Consider the following 16330-nt stretch of genomic DNA (forward strand, 5'->3'; position numbering starts at 1 on the left):
CAAATACTTTCGAAGCAAGGACGGTTAGGCATGACTGAAATTCGGGGCCTGGGGTATCTCAGGATCCAAACGCAGGACGTGGCTCGCTGGCGCGAGCTCGTGGTCGACGGACTCGGCCTCGCGGTCGGTAGTGGCCCGGAAGCCGACGGCCTCTACTTGCGCCTGGACGAGCGTCGTGCGCGACTGATCGTCCTGCCCGGTGAGACGGACAAGGCTCTCGCAGTGGGCTGGGAAGTGCGAGATCAGTTCGCGCTCCAGCGTGTTCGTGAAGCAGTGGAGAAGGCCGGAGTCGAGGTCGAGGTTCTTTCCGAGGTCGACGCCAGCTACCGCGATGCCGAGCAGGTCATCGCATTCGACGATCCCAACGGTAACCGAGTCGAGGTCTTCTTCGGACCGGTACTCGACCACAGCCCGTTGGTCACCCCGCACGGCGGCCGTTTCGTCACCGGCGATCAGGGCCTCGGCCATGTGGTGCTTCCGGTTACGCGTTTCGACGAGGCATACACCTTCTACACCGAGGTGCTCGGATTCCTCCCGCGCGGTTCCATCCGTCTCGGCGGTATCGATGCGCCGCCGCCGGCTCGCCGCGTTCGCTTCATGGGTGTCAACCAGCGCCACCACAGCCTGGCGTTGTGCCCGGCGCCGCCGGTTGACGAGCCCGGTCTCGTGCACCTGATGATGGAAGCCGAGACTCTCGACGCCGTCGGTCAGGCTCTCGATCGTGTTGCCAAGCTCGGCTTCTCGATCTCCTCGACGTTGGGTCGCCACACGAACGACAAGATGGTGTCGTTCTACGTGCGCGCACCGGGTGGATGGGATCTGGAGTTCGGTTGCGAAGGCATGCTTGTCGACGAAGCCTTCTACACCGCTGAGGAAATCACGGCCGACAGCTACTGGGGCCATGACTGGTCCGAGAGTGAACCGCTGGCTGCGTTCACTCCCAAGAGCTAGCTCTTACGCAACGAAAAAGCTCGGTCCCAATGCATATCGGGGCCGAGCTTTTTCGTGCGATAGATCAGGAAGCTGCTGCGGCCAAACCGGTTTCGAGGTCGGCGAGAATGTCGTCGATCCCTTCGATGCCGACCGCGAGGCGGACGAGCCCCGGCGTGACGCCCGAAGCGAGCTGCTCCTCGGGGGTGAGCTGCGAGTGCGTCGTCGACGCGGGGTGGATGACGAGTGAGCGAACGTCACCGATGTTGGCGACGTGGCTGTGCAACGTCAGCGCGTTGACGAACTTCTTGCCTGCGTCGACTCCACCGGCGAGCTCGAACGCGACGATGGCGCCGGTTCCCTTGGGAGCCAGCTGCTTTCCGCGCTCGTGCCAGGGCGAGGATTCCAGTCCGGCGTACGCGACCGACGTGACCTCGGCGCGGCCGTCGAGGAACTCGGCAACCTTCTGTGCGTTGGACACGTGGCGCTCGATGCGCAGGCTCAAGGTCTCGATGCCCTGCGAGATGAGGAAGGCGTTGAACGGTGCGATGGCCGAGCCGAGGTCGCGCAGAAGCTGAACGCGTGCCTTGAGGGCGTAGGCGGGTGCGCCGAGATCGGCGAAGGTGACGCCGTGGTAGCTGGGATCCGGAGTGGTGAAGTTGGTGTGGCGTCCCTGGGTCCAGTCGAAGGTGCCACCGTCGACGATGACGCCGGCGATCGCGGTACCGTGTCCGCCAAGGTATTTGGTGGCGGAGTGGACGACGATGTCGGCGCCGTGCTTCAGCGGCTGAATGAGGTACGGAGTTGCGACCGTGTTGTCCACGATCAGCGGGATGCCGTGCTCGTGGGCGACTGCGCTGATGCCGGGGATGTCGAACACGTCGTTCTTGGGGTTGGAGATGGTTTCGCCGTAGAACGCCTTGGTGTTCGGAAGGATTGCCTCACGCCAGTGATCGAGGTTGTCCGGGTCCTCGACGAAGTCGACGGTGATACCGAGCTTGGGCAGCGTGTAGTGGAAGAGGTTGTACGTGCCGCCGTACAGGCGAGGGCTTGAGACGATGTGGTCCCCGGCCTCGGCGAGGTTGAGGATCGCGAAGGATTCGGCGGCCTGACCGGACGCAACCAGCAGAGCCGCGACTCCGCCTTCGAGGGCGGCGATGCGCTGCTCGACGGCGTCCTGCGTCGGGTTCATGATGCGGGTGTAGATGTTGCCCGGCTCGGCGAGGCCGAAGAGCGCCGCCGCATGGTCGGTGTTGTCGAAGACGTAGCTGGTGGTCTGGTAGATCGGAAGCGCCCGAGCGTTGGTAGCGCTGTCCGGGCCCTGTCCGGCGTGGACCTGCTTGGTTTCGAACGACCAATCGGCGGTCGGATCGGTATCGACGGGGGTGTTCTCGCTCATGAATTCATACTCCGTGGTGAAGGTGGGTTGGTGCGGGTCAGGCGGTTTCGACGACTGTATGCACTGGGACGGGATTGCGGGTGAGATCGAGTACGGGGCAGTGTGCGTCGACCGTTTCCTGCAGTTCCAGGTAGCGCTCGCGGGTTTCGGGGCCGGTCAGGGTGACGACCACGCGGACCTCGGAGAATCCCGGACGGACGGCGTCGTCGAAGCCGAAGAATCCACGAACGTCGAGGTCACCTTCGGCTCTGGCCGAGATGTCGTCGAGAGCGATACCGAGTTTGTCCGCCCAGACGCGGTAGGTGACCACCTGGCAGGAGAGCAGGGAAGCAAGGTAGTACTCGACAGGATTGGCTGCGGTGTTCTCGCCGCCGAGGGCCGGCGGCTCGTCGACCTCGACGCTGTACTTACCGAGAGAAATGGTGCTGGCAACGGCGTCGTGCGCCTGGGCGGAAGCCTTGAATACGACGTGCGCTTTGCTGGCGTCTTTGTCGATGGCGTCGGCGTTGGCTGCTACGACGGAACTCAGGTGTGAGATGGAGGCGGTGGTCATGACAGAAATGTCCCCTGATCTGGGTGTACATACGAGTATCGACGTGAGCGGCGCTCACGTCGTAGGTCCGATCAGTAGATCGGACACCCGGATGTACAGACATGCGCAAAGTCGACATGGCGCCGCCGCGTCAGCAGCGTGCCCGTCTCGTATGCGCCGATTCCCGTCACAGGAGAGACTGTAACCGGTTCATGCCCTTTCCGACCAGACGTATAGGAAATCTGTCTCGGATTGTGGTCTGTCATGCGGGCGGCAGTCCGCTCCACCGGGGTGTCCGACGATTGGCGAAAGCGTCGAGTCCTTCGGCGATGTCCGGAGAGCGCAACACTGCGTCCTTGGCGTCGTCGGTGACCTTCCATCCGTCGGCGTCGGCGTCGGCGTAGAGAGCCTCGATGGCCTTCAGACTCAGACTCACGGAGGTGGGGGAGGACTCGCAGATCTCCGCTGCCATCACCAGTGCCTCGTCGAGTGCCTTACCAGGGGCAGTGACTGCATTGACGACGCCGAGGTCCTTTGCCCGTTCGGGATCGAGTGTGCGGCCGGTGATCAAGAGTTCACGGGCGACGTTGATCGGAAGCGCGCGAGGAGCCCGAAAGAGTGCGCCGGACGTCGCAACCAGACCGCGTTTGGTTTCGGGAAGGCCGAATTGCGCTGTGGCAGAGGCGACGATCAGATCGCAGGCCAGTGCGATTTCGAAACCGCCACCAAGCGCGTAGCCCTCGACTGCAGCGATCAGGGGCTTGTTCCGCCGGCGCCGAATGACGCCGTACTCACCGCCGCGAGGCATGCGAAGGTCGGCCCGCTCTCGGATATCGGTTCCGGCGCAAAAGATGTTGGGGGTTCCGGTGATGATGCCGACCCACAGATCAGGGTCGTCGTCGAGAAGATTCAGCGCGGCTTCGATTCCCTCGGCAGTCTCACGGTTGATCGCGTTACGGCGTTCTTCGCGTTCGATCCTGACGATGAGAACGCGGTCATGGCGTTCGGTGGAAACAGTCGACATAATTGGACTGTAGTCCACCTATCGGAGGCGGAGGTGCGTCACCTGACGGGACGGACATTGGACACATTCCGGACTGTGGCGAAGACTGTGTTCTGAGGCGGAGAAGGGCAGGTCGACGTGATTTCCAAACGAGAACAGAACAAGCGCGACACCAACGACAGGTTGCTCTCGGCTGCTCGAATTTTGTTCTCGGCGCAGGGTTTCGCCAGCACGACCGTCGACGACATCGCCGAGCGAGCCGAGGTGTCGCGAGCCACCTTCTTCAATTACTTCCAGGGCAAGGACTCGGTTCTCGAGGCGTTGCACAGTGATCATCTCGATCAGCTTGCGGCACTGGTGGATCAGCTCATGGAATCGCCGATGCCGACTTCTGATCGGATCTCCCGGATTTTTCAGGACTTTGCGCAGCAAGCGATCATGCACCCGCGCTATCTGCGCATGGTGACTGCAGAACTCGAGCGCGACTTCGCCTCCTCCGGAGCGGGGGCGGCCCACGATCATCGGTTCCACGTGGAACTTCTGCGGATCGTCACTGCCGGTATCGAAGCCGGCGAAGTGAGATCGGACTACCCGCCGCTGTTTCTTGCACAGATGATCGGTGGCACGTACGGAGCGTTGGTCCGCTTCTGGCGGCAAGACGCCGATTACGACGTGGTCGGAGAATTCGATCGCGGAGCCAGGTACGTCGCGGAAGGCATCGCTGCTCGCTGATCAGGGAGTGGGCACTACCAGAGGCAGCATCTGCTGGACGCTCTCCGAAAGATAGTTTGCGGCAGTCTGATCGCCGGACAGATGGCGCAGCAGGCTCTGCTGGAACAGGCCGTCGAAGATTGCGTACATCGCCGCCGAGGTGACCGATGCCTCTACGTCGAGAAGCTCGGCGTAGCGAGAAACAATGCGCCAGATCATGTTTTCGAGACTCTCGTCGATCGCGGCGACGTCGGCTCGGAACGACTCCTCGAACATCGACTGCGCGCGCAAGTCGTACCAGAGGCGGTGCATCGTGGGTTCTTCGATCATGGTCTCGGCGAGCAGTGCGCCGAAACCGGTTTTCAGTTCCTCCGGTGTCTTCGCGGTGGCGACGATGCCGTCGTAGCGGGTGACGCAGCGTGCCTTGTAGTGGCGCACGCAGTGGGTGATGAGATCGACCTTGTCGCTGAAGTAGTAGTGCAGGACGCCGTGGGAGAACTCCGAATTCTGGGCGATTTCGCGCAGGCTCGTGCGTGCGTAGCCCAATTCGGCCAGGGTTTGCAGTGCGGCCTCGGCGAGTTGATCACGTCGCTCGGAGAATTTGTCGACCTGGCGACGCGACACCTTGTCTGCGTTGGACCGCTTCTCCGAAGAGACAGGAACCGCCTTTTTCCCTGCCTCACTAGGCTTCTCGACTGTCGTGGTCACGATGGCACGTCCTGTTCCCTGCGGTTTCCACAGCGGCACGATCACCGCGTCCGAATCAGTGTAACCCCTGGTCTTTGACGAGCGTGTAACAAAATCTTGACAGTCGTCAAGATTTCTCTTGACACTCGTCCAAGGTTGAATACTCTGTGACTCAGACCACTTGGCAGCGTCGCTGTGAACGGTGGCATCGCGAGAGTCGTTTCAGTCATGGAGGCAGTCGAAAATGAGCGTGTTTGATCTTGAGGGACGAAAAGCACTGGTCACAGGTGGTGCCAAGGGGCTCGGAGCCGGAATGGCTGAGGCGTTGGCGAAGGCGGGGGCGTCAGTGATGATCGGCGACGTTCTCGAAGACGAGGGTCGTGCCACCGCAGAGGCTGTTGGTTCGGGCGGAGTCAAAACCGGCTTCGTAAAGCTGGACGTCACCGACGATGCCAACTGGGAAGAGGCAGTCGCCGCCACCGCGGAGACCCTCGGCGGCTTCGACATCCTCGTCAACAACGCAGGCATCGAGATTTCCTCGCTGGTGGTCGACCTCGATCCGAACGACATCCGCCGTATGTGTGAGGTCAACATCCTCGGAACAGCGCTCGGAACCAAACACGGACTGCGCAGCATGCGTCCGGGTGGCGTAGCCGGAACCGGCGGTTCCGTCATCAACATCTCTTCAGTGGCCGCAACCATTCCGTTTCCCGGGATCAGTGGATACTCCGCGACCAAGTCCGCGGTCGATCGCTTCACCAGAGTTGCCGCCGCCGAGTCGGGCAAGCTCGGCTACGGAGTCCGCGTCAACTGCATCTACCCGGGTCTTGTCGCCACGGAGATGGGTCTCGGACTCGCGGCGGACATGGAGAAGCTCGGTCTCTGGCCCAGCGCCGAAGCAGCAGTCGGAGACGTCATCGGCCTCACCCCGCTCGGCCGCCTCGGTGAAGTGAACGACATGGCTGACGCCGTTGTGTTCTTGTCCTCCGACGCCGCGCGATTCATCACCGGAATCGGCCTACCGGTCGACGGTGGCATGGGCATGTAACTCGCCCTTCATTCGTACGTACACCCTTCTCACGTCTTCGAAAGGTTCCACGAACATGTCCGAAAAGAAGCCCGTCATCGTTTACGGCGTCTCCGGGTACACCGGCCGTCTGGTGTGTGAATACCTGCGCGAGTTCAACATCCCGTTCATCGCAGCCGGCCGCGACGCCGCTCGCATCCAAGAGGTCCTCGACAAGATCCCTGGTTTGGACACCGTCGATCACGAGGTCGTCGAGGTCGAGCACACGGTCGAGGCTCTCACCGAATTGTTCACCGGTGCACAGGTTGTCAGCAACATGGTCGGGCCGTTCATCAAGCTCGGCGGCACCGTCGTCGAGGCTGCGTTGAATGCCGGTTGCCACTACATGGATACCACCGGTGAGCAGGACTGGGTACTCGACGTCCAGGAGAAGTTCAGCGACAAGTATCAGGAGAAGGGCCTGCTCCTCTCTCCCGGTATCGCGCAGATGTACACCACCGGTGAGATCGCGGCCAATATCGCACTGGAAACGCCGGGCCTCGATACGCTCGACATCCTCGTGCTGTGGAAGGGATTTCCCACCTACGCGTCCACTCAGACGATCTTCACCATCCTCAAGGCAAACTGGTACTACCTCGAGCAGAACAAGTACGTGCAGTGGGCGCCCGGCCAGACTTTCGACGTCGTCGTTCCGGGCCAGCACGAAACTGCGCTTGCATTGCCGTGGGGCGGAACATGCCACCCGGTGTGGTTCAAGAACGATCCGCGAGTTTCCAACGTCAAGGCTGCGGGCGGAGTGTTCGACCGCACCGTGATGGAAGGCGTTGTCGCGACGCAGAAGATCGTGGAGGAGCAGATCAAGACCCTGCCCGCCGACGAGCAGGAAGCCGCCTTGGCCGAGATCGCCGGATCGGTTCAGGCCGGTATGCCCCCTCGTGAAAATCCGCGCATCAACACCTCACTCGACTCCGTCTACGCGTCGGGCCCGCTGGGTCGCTCGCACGTCGTGATCCACGGAAACTGTAACTACAAGCAGACGGGCCTCCTGCACGCCTATGCAGCGCATTCTCTGCTCCAGCAGGCGCCGAAGCGGACCGGGCTTGCCTCGGCTTGCCAGGCGTTCGGCCATCGCGAACTGCTCGGCGCGCTACGTAGTTTCGGGCTGGCTCTGGAGCCGGAAGTAACCATCAACGCCTAACTCGTCGCCCTCGTCATCATGTTCACGGCTCCCGGCGTGTAGCGCGCCGGGAGCCCCGCCCTGGAGGCTCCCCATGCGTTTGACCGACTATCTCGACAAGGGAGCCTCTCTTGGTTCCACCGCACCGTGTTTGACGATGGGGGAGCGCACTCTCTCCTACGGCGAGGTGCAGCAGTTCAGCCGACGCTTCGCAGCTTCACTCGCGGCTTCGGGCATCGCGCCGGGCGAAAAGGTCGCGATTCTGTCCGGCAACGACCCGATCTCGTTCTCGTGCGTATTCGGAATAAGCCGGGCCGGCGGCGTCTGGTGCCCGATCAACCCTCGCAACGAAGCTGCGGAAAACCGAGACCTGTTGGATTTGTTCGATTGTCGCGCTCTGTTCTTCCAGAAGTCCTATGCGCCGCTAGTCGACCAGATCAAGGATGCGCTTCCCCAGTTGGTGACGCTCGTCTGCATCGACGGCGAATGGGACTCGGCACAGTCCCTCGAAAGCTGGCTCGGGGAAGAAGAACTCGACGCCGCGGCGCCCGACGACGTCACCATGCTGGTCGGCACCGGTGGTACAACTGGACGGCCAAAGGGAGTGATGTTGACCGGGCACAACATCGAGACGATGACCGCAATCACTTTGATGAGTTATCCGTTCGAGGGGCGCCCGGTGTATCTGGCGCTGGCACCGTTGACTCACGCCGCCGGTGTTCTGTGCTTCCCGATCATGGCCCTCGGCGGCGAAGTGGTGATCATGCCGAAGCCCGATCTCGGGTACTTCCTCGCGAACGTTCAGAAGCACAAGGTGACTCACACCTTCCTGCCGCCGACGCTCATCTACATGCTGCTCGAGCACGAGGCCCTGTCTGCCACGGATCTCAGCTCGCTGCAATGCTTCTGGTACGGAGCGGCGCCGATCTCCCCGACCAGACTCGCGGAGGCGATCGACAAGATCGGCCCGGTCATGGCTCAGCTGTTCGGGCAGAGTGAAGCCCCCATGATGATCTCGACGATGTCACCGAAGGAGCACTTCGGCTCGGACGGCACTGTCGCAACGTCACGACTTTCGTCGGCGGGTCGACCGTCGCCGCTGGTGACCGTCGGGATCATGGATGACAAAGGCGCGCTGCTCGGACGTGGCGAGCGTGGTGAGGTGGTGATTCGCAGTTCGTTGGTGATGGCGGGTTATTACAAGAACCCCGACGCAACCGCGGAAGCGTCAGCCCACGGCTGGCATCACACCGGCGATATCGGGTACCTGGACGACGACAATTTCCTGTTCATCGTCGACCGTGCGAAGGACATGATCATCACCGGCGGTTTCAACGTCTATTCGGTCGAGGTGGAGCAGGCGCTCATGGCGTATCCGGGGATTCAGGACTGCGGAGTGATCGGGTTGCCGGATGACAAGTGGGGCGAACGCGTTGTGGCAGTGGTGCAACCGCACCTCGGCGCCGACATCGACGGCGCCGAGGTGATGGCTTTCGTGAAGGCTCGCATCGGAAGTGTGAAGACTCCGAAGCAAGTCATCGTCTGGGACGATCTACCTCGCTCCAAGGTCGGCAAAGTTCTCAAGAACGAGATCAAGAGCGAGCTGACGGGCTGAGGTCACGACTCGCACACCACGTCTTCGGCCGGTAGTGAGCCGTCGAGCAGGTACGAGTTGACGGCGGCGTTCGCGCAAGTATTTGCGTAGCCCGGGAACACCGCATGAGTGCGGCCTGGAACTGTCACGAGCCGTGAGCCTTTCATCGCTTCGTGCATGCCGAGGCCTTCGTCGTACGTCGTGCGGGTGTCACCGGTTGCCTGGATCTGCAATGCCGGAACGTTGTTGTCGATGTCGATCCGCGTAGGGGCCTCACTGCGCCAGAACGCGCACGGCATGATCGTGTTGTGTGTGCCGGCAAAGATCGGCTGATCATCACGGTGTTCCTCCAACTTGTTGCGGTACCACTGGGGATCGCTCGGCATCGACACATCTCCGCAGACGATGGCGATTGTCCCGGCATAGTCAGGACCGGTTCCCAGTTCGGTCTGGAACCATGCCTGCATCAATCCCGTCAGCTGGGGATGGATGTTCTCGACGGTCTTGCCTGCGGCGAGATCGCGCAACTGAACCAATACCTGTGCGAATGCCTCGCTCTCCTTCTCGGTGTCGCCGGTTCCGTTGACGTACATCAGGAATGGAAGGACGTGATCGTCGACGGCATGGTCACCGATCTGTATCGGAGTGGTGGCCGCGTCCGAGATCAGCTTCTCGATGAGGGCGCGAACTTCGGCGGGCGTCGATCCGAGTGCATAGGTGGAGTTGTGTTCTGCTGCCCACTGCGAGAATCCGTCGATCGCTTTCTCGTTGGCCGGGCCCATGTCCTGGAACATCTCGTATCCGTATTTCTTCGGATCCGGTGCACTGTCGAGAACCACACGGTCGATCCTGTCCGGGAACATTTGAGCATAGGTTGCACCGAGGTATGTACCGTACGACCACCCGAAGTACGACGCCTTCTCCTGGTCGAGGGCGCCACGAATCACATCGAGGTCTCGGGCGATGTTTTGAGTATTGATGTGCGGCAGATAGTCCGGGTACTTGTCCCAGCATGTGTCAGCGGCCTCGCGTGCGAGCGCAACACTCTCGTTCCATCCCTCGTCCGTGGTGCCCGGCGACCGCATCCATGTCATCTGTTCGACGCCGCAGTCGATCGGTGTGCTCTTGCCGAGTCCTCGGGTATCCATGCCGATGACGTCGTATGCCGCTGCGACTTCCGGTGTCATGCCCGCATTCAGAATCTCGGGCAATCCCAGTCCTCGGCCACCCGGGCCGCCGGGGTTGGTGAGCAGGATCCCGCGTCGCTGTGCGGGGTCGGTGGACGCGACCCGCGAGATCGCCACTTCGATCGTTTTGCCGTCAGGGACGGAATAGTCCAAAGGTACTGTGACCATGGCGCATTCACTTGCGGTCGACGTTCCGGTATCTGTGGCGCATGGCCCCCACTCGAGATCCTGTTCGTAGAACGCGCTGAGATTCGATTGTGGATCTTCCTGCGGAGTAGCAGGATCCGAGCACGCCGCCAATGCAGGTACGGCGAGTGCGGCAGCGGCGATTGTGGTAGCCAGCCACCTTCGTGATCGAGGCATGCGTGATCTGGGCATGGTGAATCCAGTCATTGTCGTGTCCTTGCGTTGAGCCCATTTTCGGGCAGTGTTGGTCACCCCACTTCGAATGTGGGGGCTAATCAGGGTTTTTCAGAGGCGGGATTGACGGGCGGCGAACTCCGCGGCCACAGCCTTCGCGAATCTTTCCTGGGTGACGGTTCGTCGATCCGCTTGGTGTTCGCGCAGTACCGCTACCAGCCGGCTGGGGGAAGCGTCCTCCGGTGCAGCCTGTTCGGGTAGCACGCGCTCGGTGAAGTCGCAGAACTGAATGGCAAGGGCCGCAATCGTGTCCGCGTCAGCCGGTGCGTCGGCGAGGGCATACATGCGAGTTATCAATTCGATGGCCTGCTCGCGGTTCGGCTCGGCCAATACCCGGCGATGGGCGGACAGGAGTGAATCGCAGACCTCGGGATCGCCCCCGGAGACCGTGAGTGCGAGGATCAGAAGTTCACGCTCGTTGTCGATCCACGCTGTCGGCGCACCGGCAACGACGTACTGTGCGAGCACTTCCGAAAACGCGTCGGGTAGTTCAGGATCGGCATTGCGGCGTAGCGACTCGATGTGCGCACGCTGAACAGCGATCTGTTCGGCCTTCGTCGCCAATTCCTTGTCGAGGGCATCGAGTGCGGTCCGAGTGTCGTGAGCGTCGCCGTCGAGTAGTTCGGCGATCTTGGCAACAGGAATCCCCAGATCGCGCAGGCGGCGGATGCGACTCAGTCGTGCCAGGTCCACCGCCCGGTACATGCGGTAGCCGTTGGGTTGGCGTTGTGGTTCTTCGAGAAGGCCGTTCGAGTGGTAGTAGCGCACGGATCTGACGGTGGTGCCGGCCAATTTGGCCAGCTCGCCGATGGTCATCATCGCCCTGCCCTCCCGTGATCGAATCGGATTCCGTCTGTGAAAACCATTCTCCAACCTTGACGCGGCGTCAGGGTCAAGATTCGCGCCGGAGAACGTGACCGTTGACACTTTAAGGAGGCGGACTTAATCTGACTTTTGTCCTTTACGACATCGTCGATTTCGAGGAAGTGCCCTGATGGCTACCCTTTTTCCTGCGGCAACAATCTTTCCGATCCCCACCGACCCGCTTGCTGCGTACGGTCCACTCGTTGCTCGCCGGAATCCCGAGTCGGTAGTTCCGGCACCGTACGAACACCTTGCGGTCAAGGCGGTCGCGCCGACGATCGGAGCGGAAATCTCCGGTATTCGACTCGGCGGGGGTCTGTCTGATGCCGTGATTGCGGAACTCCGCCGAGCTCTCCTCGAATGGAAAGTCCTCTTCTTCCGCGATCAGGACCTCGACCGAGCGGAACATCGAGCTTTTGCCGAGCGTTGGGGCGATCTCGAACAGCATCCGTTCTTCAAGTACACGCAGCCCGGGCAGACGGACGTCGATGTCACGACACTGGCGAAGGATGCGATGGTCGGCGGAGTCGAGAACAACTGGCACAACGACGTTACGTGGCACGAGTTTCCTTCGTTCGCAGCAGTTCTTCGTGCGGTCGAGGTGCCAGAGGTGGGTGGTGACACTTTGTGGGCCGATACTGCAGCTGCCTACGATCTGCTTCCTGAAGACATCAAGAAGCGTATCGACCCGCTTGTTGCAGAACACGATTGGATCAACTCGTTCGGCAGGTCGATGCCGGTGGATGCGGTCGAGATGTTGCGTCCGAAGTTCCCCGCTGTGCAGCATCCGGTGGTTCGGATCATTCCGGAAAGTGGCAGGCGGGTGTTGTTCGTCAACATGACCTTCACGCAACGGATCTTGGGTGTGTCAGAAGAAGAATCGAACGAACTTCTCACGATGCTGTATCGCCACGTCAATCGTCCGGAATTTCAGGTCCGTTTGAAGTGGGAGCCGAATACTGTTGCCTTCTGGGACAATCGGACCTGCCAGCACTACGCGGCCAGTGACTACTTCCCGGCTCGTCGTGTGATGGATCGAATCTCGATTGTCGGGGATCGACCGGTGGGCGTCGGGGGCTGATACGACGCTCAGCGCCTCGAGTGTCTACTACGGGAAGTAGTAACGCACCTCACATAGTTTTTCGACGCCTTGTCGATATGATTTCGACAAGGCGTCGATAAAAGTCGGCGTGACTCGTATCGACGACTTTGGAGCTTCCCGAATGTTCCTCGCCCTGCGTGAACTGTGGTTTGCGCGAAATCGATTCCTCTTGATGGGTGCCGTGGTTGCCCTCATCTCGATCCTGATGGTGATTCTGTCCGGCCTCTCGTCCGGACTGGTCAATGATGGTGTGTCCGCGTTGCAGCGGACGCCGATTCAGGCGTTTGCCTTCGCGCCGGACACCAAAGCCGACTCGGCGTTTTCGCGCTCGGTCGTCACCGAGGAGCAGGCGCAGGCATGGCGCATGCAACCCGATGTCCAAGACGCCGAGCTCTTCGGCAACATGATCGTCAATGCAAAAACTCGCAGTGGCACGCCTGTCGATCTCACGCTCTTCGGTATCGAACCTGGCTCCTTCCTCGAGCCCGTCACCGCCGACGGGAGGGGACTGCAAGCCGACACGGACATCATCGTCAGCTCTACTTTCCGCGACGACGGTGTTGCGATCGGTGACACCGTGATACTCGATCGACTCGGTACGGAGCTGACAGTTGTCGGATTCACCGAAGACAAGCGCACTTTCGGTCACGTCGACGTCGCCTACCTGCCCCTGCGTACTTGGCAGGAGGTTCACGCCGGTGCCAAGATCGGCGAAACCGCCAATGCCAGTGCCTATTCCGAAGCAAGTGTTGTTGCGATTCGGGGCGTTGGTGGCGCGTTGCCGGACCTCGTGTCGGGCGATGCGGCGGCAGGAACGTCCGCAAAGACGCTCGAGGAATCTTTCGACTCCTCACCAGGCTTCTCTGCGGAAATGATGACAATGTCGATGATCAAGGCGTTTCTGTACGCGATTTCGGCGCTGGTGGTCGGTGCATTCTTCAGTATCTGGACGGTTCAGCGCGGTCGTGAACTCGCAGTGTTGCGCGCGATGGGAGCCTCTACCGGCTTCCTGCTTCGTGACGGCATGGCGCAGGCACTGGTAGTGCTGCTTGGTTCCATCGGCCTCGGTGTGTTGCTGGGCTTGGGGCTCGGTTCGGGGCTCGAAGGCGGGGGGATGCCGTTCGCCCTCGAGTCCGGCCCAGTCGTCAACGGCGCAGTGCTCTTGGCGGTACTCGGGCTGGTCGGCGCAGCCGTTGCCATCGTCCGTGTTACCCGTGTCAACCCGCTCACCGCATTGGGAGAAAACCGATGACCACAGTCGAAAAGACCACAACCGGATTGGTATTGACCGCTGTCAGTCTTCGATTCGGTGACGGTGACTCCACCGTGCTCGCCCTCGACAACGTGAACCTGGAGGTCTCGTGCGGCGAACTTGTCGCGATCGTCGGACCTTCAGGCGCTGGAAAGTCGAGCTTGCTCGCTGTGGCCGGCGGACTCGGTCGGCCGTCGAGTGGAACGATTGTCATCGACGGTGTGGACGTGTCGGCGATGCCGGCCCGTGCTCTCGCCAAACTTCGACGAGACAAGGTCGGCTTCGTCTTTCAGTCCGGCAACCTGATTCCAGCGCTGACGGCGCGCGATCAGCTTCGGCTGATTCCCAAGCTCACGGGGCGGCCGGGTCGCGATCCCGAGGAGTTGCTCGACTCGGTCGGTATGAGTCACCGTGCAGATCGTCGACCCGGTCAACTCTCCGGCGGTGAACGCCAGCGCGTCGGTATCGCTCGGGCATTGATGAGCAATCCCTCACTACTGCTCGTCGACGAGCCGACGGCTGCTCTCGACCGCAAACGCAGCCATGAGGTGGTCGAACTGCTCTCGCGCGAAACTCACGAGGCAGGCGTCGCTACGATCATGGTGACCCACGATCACGACGTGCTCGGGCACTGCGACCGCATCCTCGAAATGGTTGACGGTCGGTTGCGTCAGAGCGAGTAAGCCCGCGAGGGGACTGGAGGAGATTCGGTGCCGAGGATCGATGCGCCCACTGTGGTCGAGCATCGTGCTGCTCAGCGCCGTGCCCTCCTCGACGCTGCACACGCTCTTCTGTCCGAGGCCCCGGACCGGCCGCCGGGGCTCGGTGAGGTGGCAGCGAAGGCAGGGCTCGCCAGGTCGAGTGCCTACCACTACTTCCGGTCCCGGGAAGATCTCCTCAGTGCCGTCGTCGAAGACATGTTCCCGCGCTGGAACGACAAGATCGTCGAGGCGATGGCAGGCGCAGACGATCCGGTATGGGCGTACGTCGAGGCAAACCTCCAACTGGTTGCCGACGGGGAGCATGCGATAGTCGGAGCGCTGGCGACGCTGACCCCGCAAACGTTTCGAGATTCGCGGATCATGGAAATGCACGACAGTCTTGTGCTTCCGCTGGTCGAGGCCCTCCGCCTCCGTGGCGTGTCGGACCCGAAGCTCACCGCCAAGTTGATCAACTCGCTGGTGCATACGGGTACCGAACTGATCGAATCCGGTTGCAGCATGGACGAAGTCAGGTCCGCCGTGCGTGAGGTCCTCGCGTGACGGGCACCCTCAGGCCGTAATCAGATCCATCCGAAGGTACTCGGTGATGCGGAGCAGCCTCGGGGGTTGGGACACGTCTGAGGAAAGTGCTTGAAATGCTTCGTCTTTCGCGACGAGGCGTGGGGTGCCGAGGCTCACCTCCGTCTCGTCGACCGACAGTCGAGCGCTTCCCGCTCTCAAGACGTTCTGCACCCAGTCCGAGCCTGATCCGTACACCAGAATGAAGACGTAGCCACCCTCGACCGGATAGGCGTCGAGGGGCGTCCGGTAGGTCGTGCCGGATGTGCGTCCGACGTGAGTCAGTACCGGCCATTTACCGCTCGAAATTGCACGCGGGTTGAACACTCGTTTGTTGACATGTCCCCACCATCTAGGCATCGGCATTGTGATCTCCTCTCTCGATCGCCTTACGAGCGTAAGGCGGGCTTACACCTGTAAGGGTGACTTACGTATGTAAGGTTGTCAACGTATTCGTTCCGCCGAGGGGAGTCTGTGTGTCACGGCAACCGCGACAGTCGCTGAACAGGACTCGCGTAATCGAGGGTGCGATCCGCGTTGCCGACGCGGGTGGTGTCGAAGCCGTCACGATGCGACGGGTGGCCCAGGAGCTGGGCATCGAGGCGATGTCGCTCTACCACCACGTGCCCAACAAAGATGCGATTCTCGACGGCCTCGTCGATGCGGTCTTCGAGGCGATCGACCTGCCCGACAGTGAGTGTGCGGATTGGCGAGATGCAATCCGTGGACGCGCCTTTTCTGCTCGCACAGTCCTGTCGCAGCACCGTTGGGCTCTCGGTCTGCTGGATTCGCGACGCAGCCCTGGCTCGGCGACCCTGCGTCATCTCGACGCTGTGCTCGGAGTGCTCCGGAAGGCCGGGTTCACACTCCCGATGGCCGCCCACGGAGCCTCGCTGATCGACAGCTACATCGGCGGATATGTTCTCCAGGAGGCGAATCTGCCGATCAGCGGGCCCGTCGACGTCGAAGAAGTTGCGAGTGACATCCTCGAGCGCCTTCCGGCTGAAGAGTTGCCCTTCCTTCACGAGATGATCGTCGATCACGGTCTGAGTCCGGCTTACGACCACACGAGTGAGTTCGCCTACGGTCTCGATCTCATCCTCGATGCGCTCGAGGCGCGTCGCGCATCGGCGGCACCGGTCCTCGAATAGCGACGATTCGTGTC

The 16330-nt window shown here is 61.5% G+C and carries 17 protein-coding genes; 10 read left to right on the forward strand and 7 right to left on the reverse strand.

Annotation, left to right across the window (positions count from 1 at the left end):
- Positions 1–30: 30 nt before the first annotated feature.
- Positions 31–951 carry a biphenyl-2,3-diol 1,2-dioxygenase gene (gene bphC / locus ACN50D_RS06935; protein WP_003940493.1) on the forward strand — a complete coding sequence of 307 codons (921 nt, stop codon included), beginning with the start codon at positions 31–33 and terminating at the stop codon, positions 949–951.
- A 64-nt stretch (positions 952–1015) separates the two neighbouring features.
- On the opposite strand, the gene ACN50D_RS06940 is transcribed toward bphC, so the two are convergent.
- From ACN50D_RS06940 to ACN50D_RS06950, 3 genes are all read right to left on the reverse strand, one after another.
- On the reverse strand, positions 1016–2329 hold the full coding sequence (locus tag ACN50D_RS06940) for a bifunctional o-acetylhomoserine/o-acetylserine sulfhydrylase (RefSeq protein WP_050656843.1): 1314 nt from the start codon (positions 2327–2329) through the stop codon (positions 1016–1018).
- A gap of 37 nt (positions 2330–2366) precedes the next feature.
- Entirely contained in the window at positions 2367–2882 is a 516-nt protein-coding gene (locus ACN50D_RS06945; RefSeq protein ID WP_007732784.1) for an OsmC family protein, read from the reverse strand.
- Positions 2883–3123: 241 nt separating this feature from the next.
- Positions 3124–3885, reverse strand: coding sequence for an enoyl-CoA hydratase-related protein (locus ACN50D_RS06950; protein WP_030536952.1), 762 nt, complete (start codon positions 3883–3885; stop codon positions 3124–3126).
- A gap of 117 nt (positions 3886–4002) precedes the next feature.
- On the opposite strand from ACN50D_RS06950, the gene ACN50D_RS06955 reads away from it, so the two are divergent.
- Positions 4003–4596, forward strand: coding sequence for a TetR/AcrR family transcriptional regulator (locus ACN50D_RS06955; RefSeq protein WP_003940428.1), 594 nt, complete (start codon positions 4003–4005; stop codon positions 4594–4596).
- Here ACN50D_RS06955 and ACN50D_RS06960 read toward each other — a convergent pair whose 3' ends face one another.
- Positions 4597–5199, reverse strand: coding sequence for a TetR/AcrR family transcriptional regulator (locus tag ACN50D_RS06960; RefSeq protein ID WP_042448650.1), 603 nt, complete (start codon positions 5197–5199; stop codon positions 4597–4599).
- 307 nt (positions 5200–5506) lie between these two features.
- Here ACN50D_RS06960 and ACN50D_RS06965 point away from each other — a divergent pair, with 307 nt between their 5' ends.
- The 3 genes from ACN50D_RS06965 to ACN50D_RS06975 all read left to right on the forward strand — a co-directional run bounded on the left by ACN50D_RS06965 (position 5507) and on the right by ACN50D_RS06975 (position 9081).
- A complete protein-coding gene (locus tag ACN50D_RS06965; RefSeq protein WP_007732778.1) occupies positions 5507–6310 on the forward strand; it encodes an SDR family NAD(P)-dependent oxidoreductase in 804 nt (267 codons plus the stop codon).
- 55 nt (positions 6311–6365) lie between these two features.
- A complete protein-coding gene (locus ACN50D_RS06970) occupies positions 6366–7487 on the forward strand; it encodes a DUF5938 domain-containing protein (protein ID WP_003940189.1) in 1122 nt (373 codons plus the stop codon).
- Between the two features lie 73 nt (positions 7488–7560).
- The gene (locus ACN50D_RS06975; protein WP_050656845.1) at positions 7561–9081 is read left to right on the forward strand and encodes an AMP-binding protein; all 1521 of its coding nucleotides are present in this window, start codon (positions 7561–7563) and stop codon (positions 9079–9081) included.
- A gap of 2 nt (positions 9082–9083) precedes the next feature.
- Here the strand turns inward: ACN50D_RS06975 and ACN50D_RS06980 are convergent, their stop codons facing one another.
- Positions 9084–10640 carry an alpha/beta fold hydrolase gene (locus ACN50D_RS06980; RefSeq protein ID WP_065455879.1) on the reverse strand — a complete coding sequence of 519 codons (1557 nt, stop codon included), beginning with the start codon at positions 10638–10640 and terminating at the stop codon, positions 9084–9086.
- 78 nt (positions 10641–10718) lie between these two features.
- Positions 10719–11486 carry a MerR family transcriptional regulator gene (locus ACN50D_RS06985; RefSeq protein ID WP_211920924.1) on the reverse strand — a complete coding sequence of 256 codons (768 nt, stop codon included), beginning with the start codon at positions 11484–11486 and terminating at the stop codon, positions 10719–10721.
- 175 nt (positions 11487–11661) lie between these two features.
- On the opposite strand from ACN50D_RS06985, the gene ACN50D_RS06990 reads away from it, so the two are divergent.
- From ACN50D_RS06990 to ACN50D_RS07005, 4 genes are all read left to right on the forward strand, one after another.
- A complete protein-coding gene (locus ACN50D_RS06990) occupies positions 11662–12612 on the forward strand; it encodes a TauD/TfdA dioxygenase family protein (RefSeq protein WP_052416968.1) in 951 nt (316 codons plus the stop codon).
- Positions 12613–12754: 142 nt separating this feature from the next.
- Complete coding sequence (locus ACN50D_RS06995) at positions 12755–13885, forward strand: ABC transporter permease (protein ID WP_211921074.1); 1131 nt, start codon at positions 12755–12757, stop codon at positions 13883–13885.
- Complete coding sequence (locus tag ACN50D_RS07000; protein ID WP_003939803.1) at positions 13882–14568, forward strand: ABC transporter ATP-binding protein; 687 nt, start codon at positions 13882–13884, stop codon at positions 14566–14568. Before ACN50D_RS06995 ends, ACN50D_RS07000 begins: the two co-directional genes overlap by 4 nt.
- Before the next feature lie 27 nt (positions 14569–14595).
- Entirely contained in the window at positions 14596–15147 is a 552-nt protein-coding gene (locus ACN50D_RS07005) for a TetR/AcrR family transcriptional regulator (protein ID WP_007732757.1), read from the forward strand.
- Positions 15148–15156: 9 nt separating this feature from the next.
- On the opposite strand, the gene ACN50D_RS07010 is transcribed toward ACN50D_RS07005, so the two are convergent.
- Complete coding sequence (locus ACN50D_RS07010) at positions 15157–15531, reverse strand: nitroreductase family deazaflavin-dependent oxidoreductase (protein ID WP_058037648.1); 375 nt, start codon at positions 15529–15531, stop codon at positions 15157–15159.
- Between the two features lie 110 nt (positions 15532–15641).
- Between ACN50D_RS07010 and ACN50D_RS07015 the strand changes: the two genes are divergently transcribed.
- Positions 15642–16316, forward strand: a complete 675-nt coding sequence (locus ACN50D_RS07015; protein ID WP_058037649.1) for a TetR/AcrR family transcriptional regulator — start codon at positions 15642–15644, stop codon at positions 16314–16316.
- Positions 16317–16330 lie beyond the last annotated feature (14 nt).

It is taken from the genome of Rhodococcus sp. SB1D (assembly GCF_048573875.1).
Classification (GTDB): domain Bacteria; phylum Actinomycetota; class Actinomycetes; order Mycobacteriales; family Mycobacteriaceae; genus Rhodococcus_F; species Rhodococcus_F qingshengii.

What these genes read in the sequence shown, in the direction of transcription:
- bphC (WP_003940493.1), top strand. Translation starts at nt 31, where the DNA reads ATGACTGAAATTCGGGGCCTGGGGTATCTCAGGATCCAAACGCAGGAC.
- ACN50D_RS06940 (WP_050656843.1), bottom strand. Translation starts at nt 2,329, where the DNA reads ATGAGCGAGAACACCCCCGTCGATACCGATCCGACCGCCGATTGGTCG.
- ACN50D_RS06945 (WP_007732784.1), bottom strand. Translation starts at nt 2,882, where the DNA reads ATGACCACCGCCTCCATCTCACACCTGAGTTCCGTCGTAGCAGCCAAC.
- ACN50D_RS06950 (WP_030536952.1), bottom strand. Translation starts at nt 3,885, where the DNA reads ATGTCGACTGTTTCCACCGAACGCCATGACCGCGTTCTCATCGTCAGG.
- ACN50D_RS06965 (WP_007732778.1), top strand. Translation starts at nt 5,507, where the DNA reads ATGAGCGTGTTTGATCTTGAGGGACGAAAAGCACTGGTCACAGGTGGT.
- ACN50D_RS06970 (WP_003940189.1), top strand. Translation starts at nt 6,366, where the DNA reads ATGTCCGAAAAGAAGCCCGTCATCGTTTACGGCGTCTCCGGGTACACC.
- ACN50D_RS06975 (WP_050656845.1), top strand. Translation starts at nt 7,561, where the DNA reads ATGCGTTTGACCGACTATCTCGACAAGGGAGCCTCTCTTGGTTCCACC.
- ACN50D_RS06980 (WP_065455879.1), bottom strand. Translation starts at nt 10,640, where the DNA reads ATGACTGGATTCACCATGCCCAGATCACGCATGCCTCGATCACGAAGG.
- ACN50D_RS06985 (WP_211920924.1), bottom strand. Translation starts at nt 11,486, where the DNA reads ATGATGACCATCGGCGAGCTGGCCAAATTGGCCGGCACCACCGTCAGA.
- ACN50D_RS06990 (WP_052416968.1), top strand. Translation starts at nt 11,662, where the DNA reads ATGGCTACCCTTTTTCCTGCGGCAACAATCTTTCCGATCCCCACCGAC.
- ACN50D_RS06995 (WP_211921074.1), top strand. Translation starts at nt 12,755, where the DNA reads ATGTTCCTCGCCCTGCGTGAACTGTGGTTTGCGCGAAATCGATTCCTC.
- ACN50D_RS07000 (WP_003939803.1), top strand. Translation starts at nt 13,882, where the DNA reads ATGACCACAGTCGAAAAGACCACAACCGGATTGGTATTGACCGCTGTC.
- ACN50D_RS07010 (WP_058037648.1), bottom strand. Translation starts at nt 15,531, where the DNA reads ATGCCGATGCCTAGATGGTGGGGACATGTCAACAAACGAGTGTTCAAC.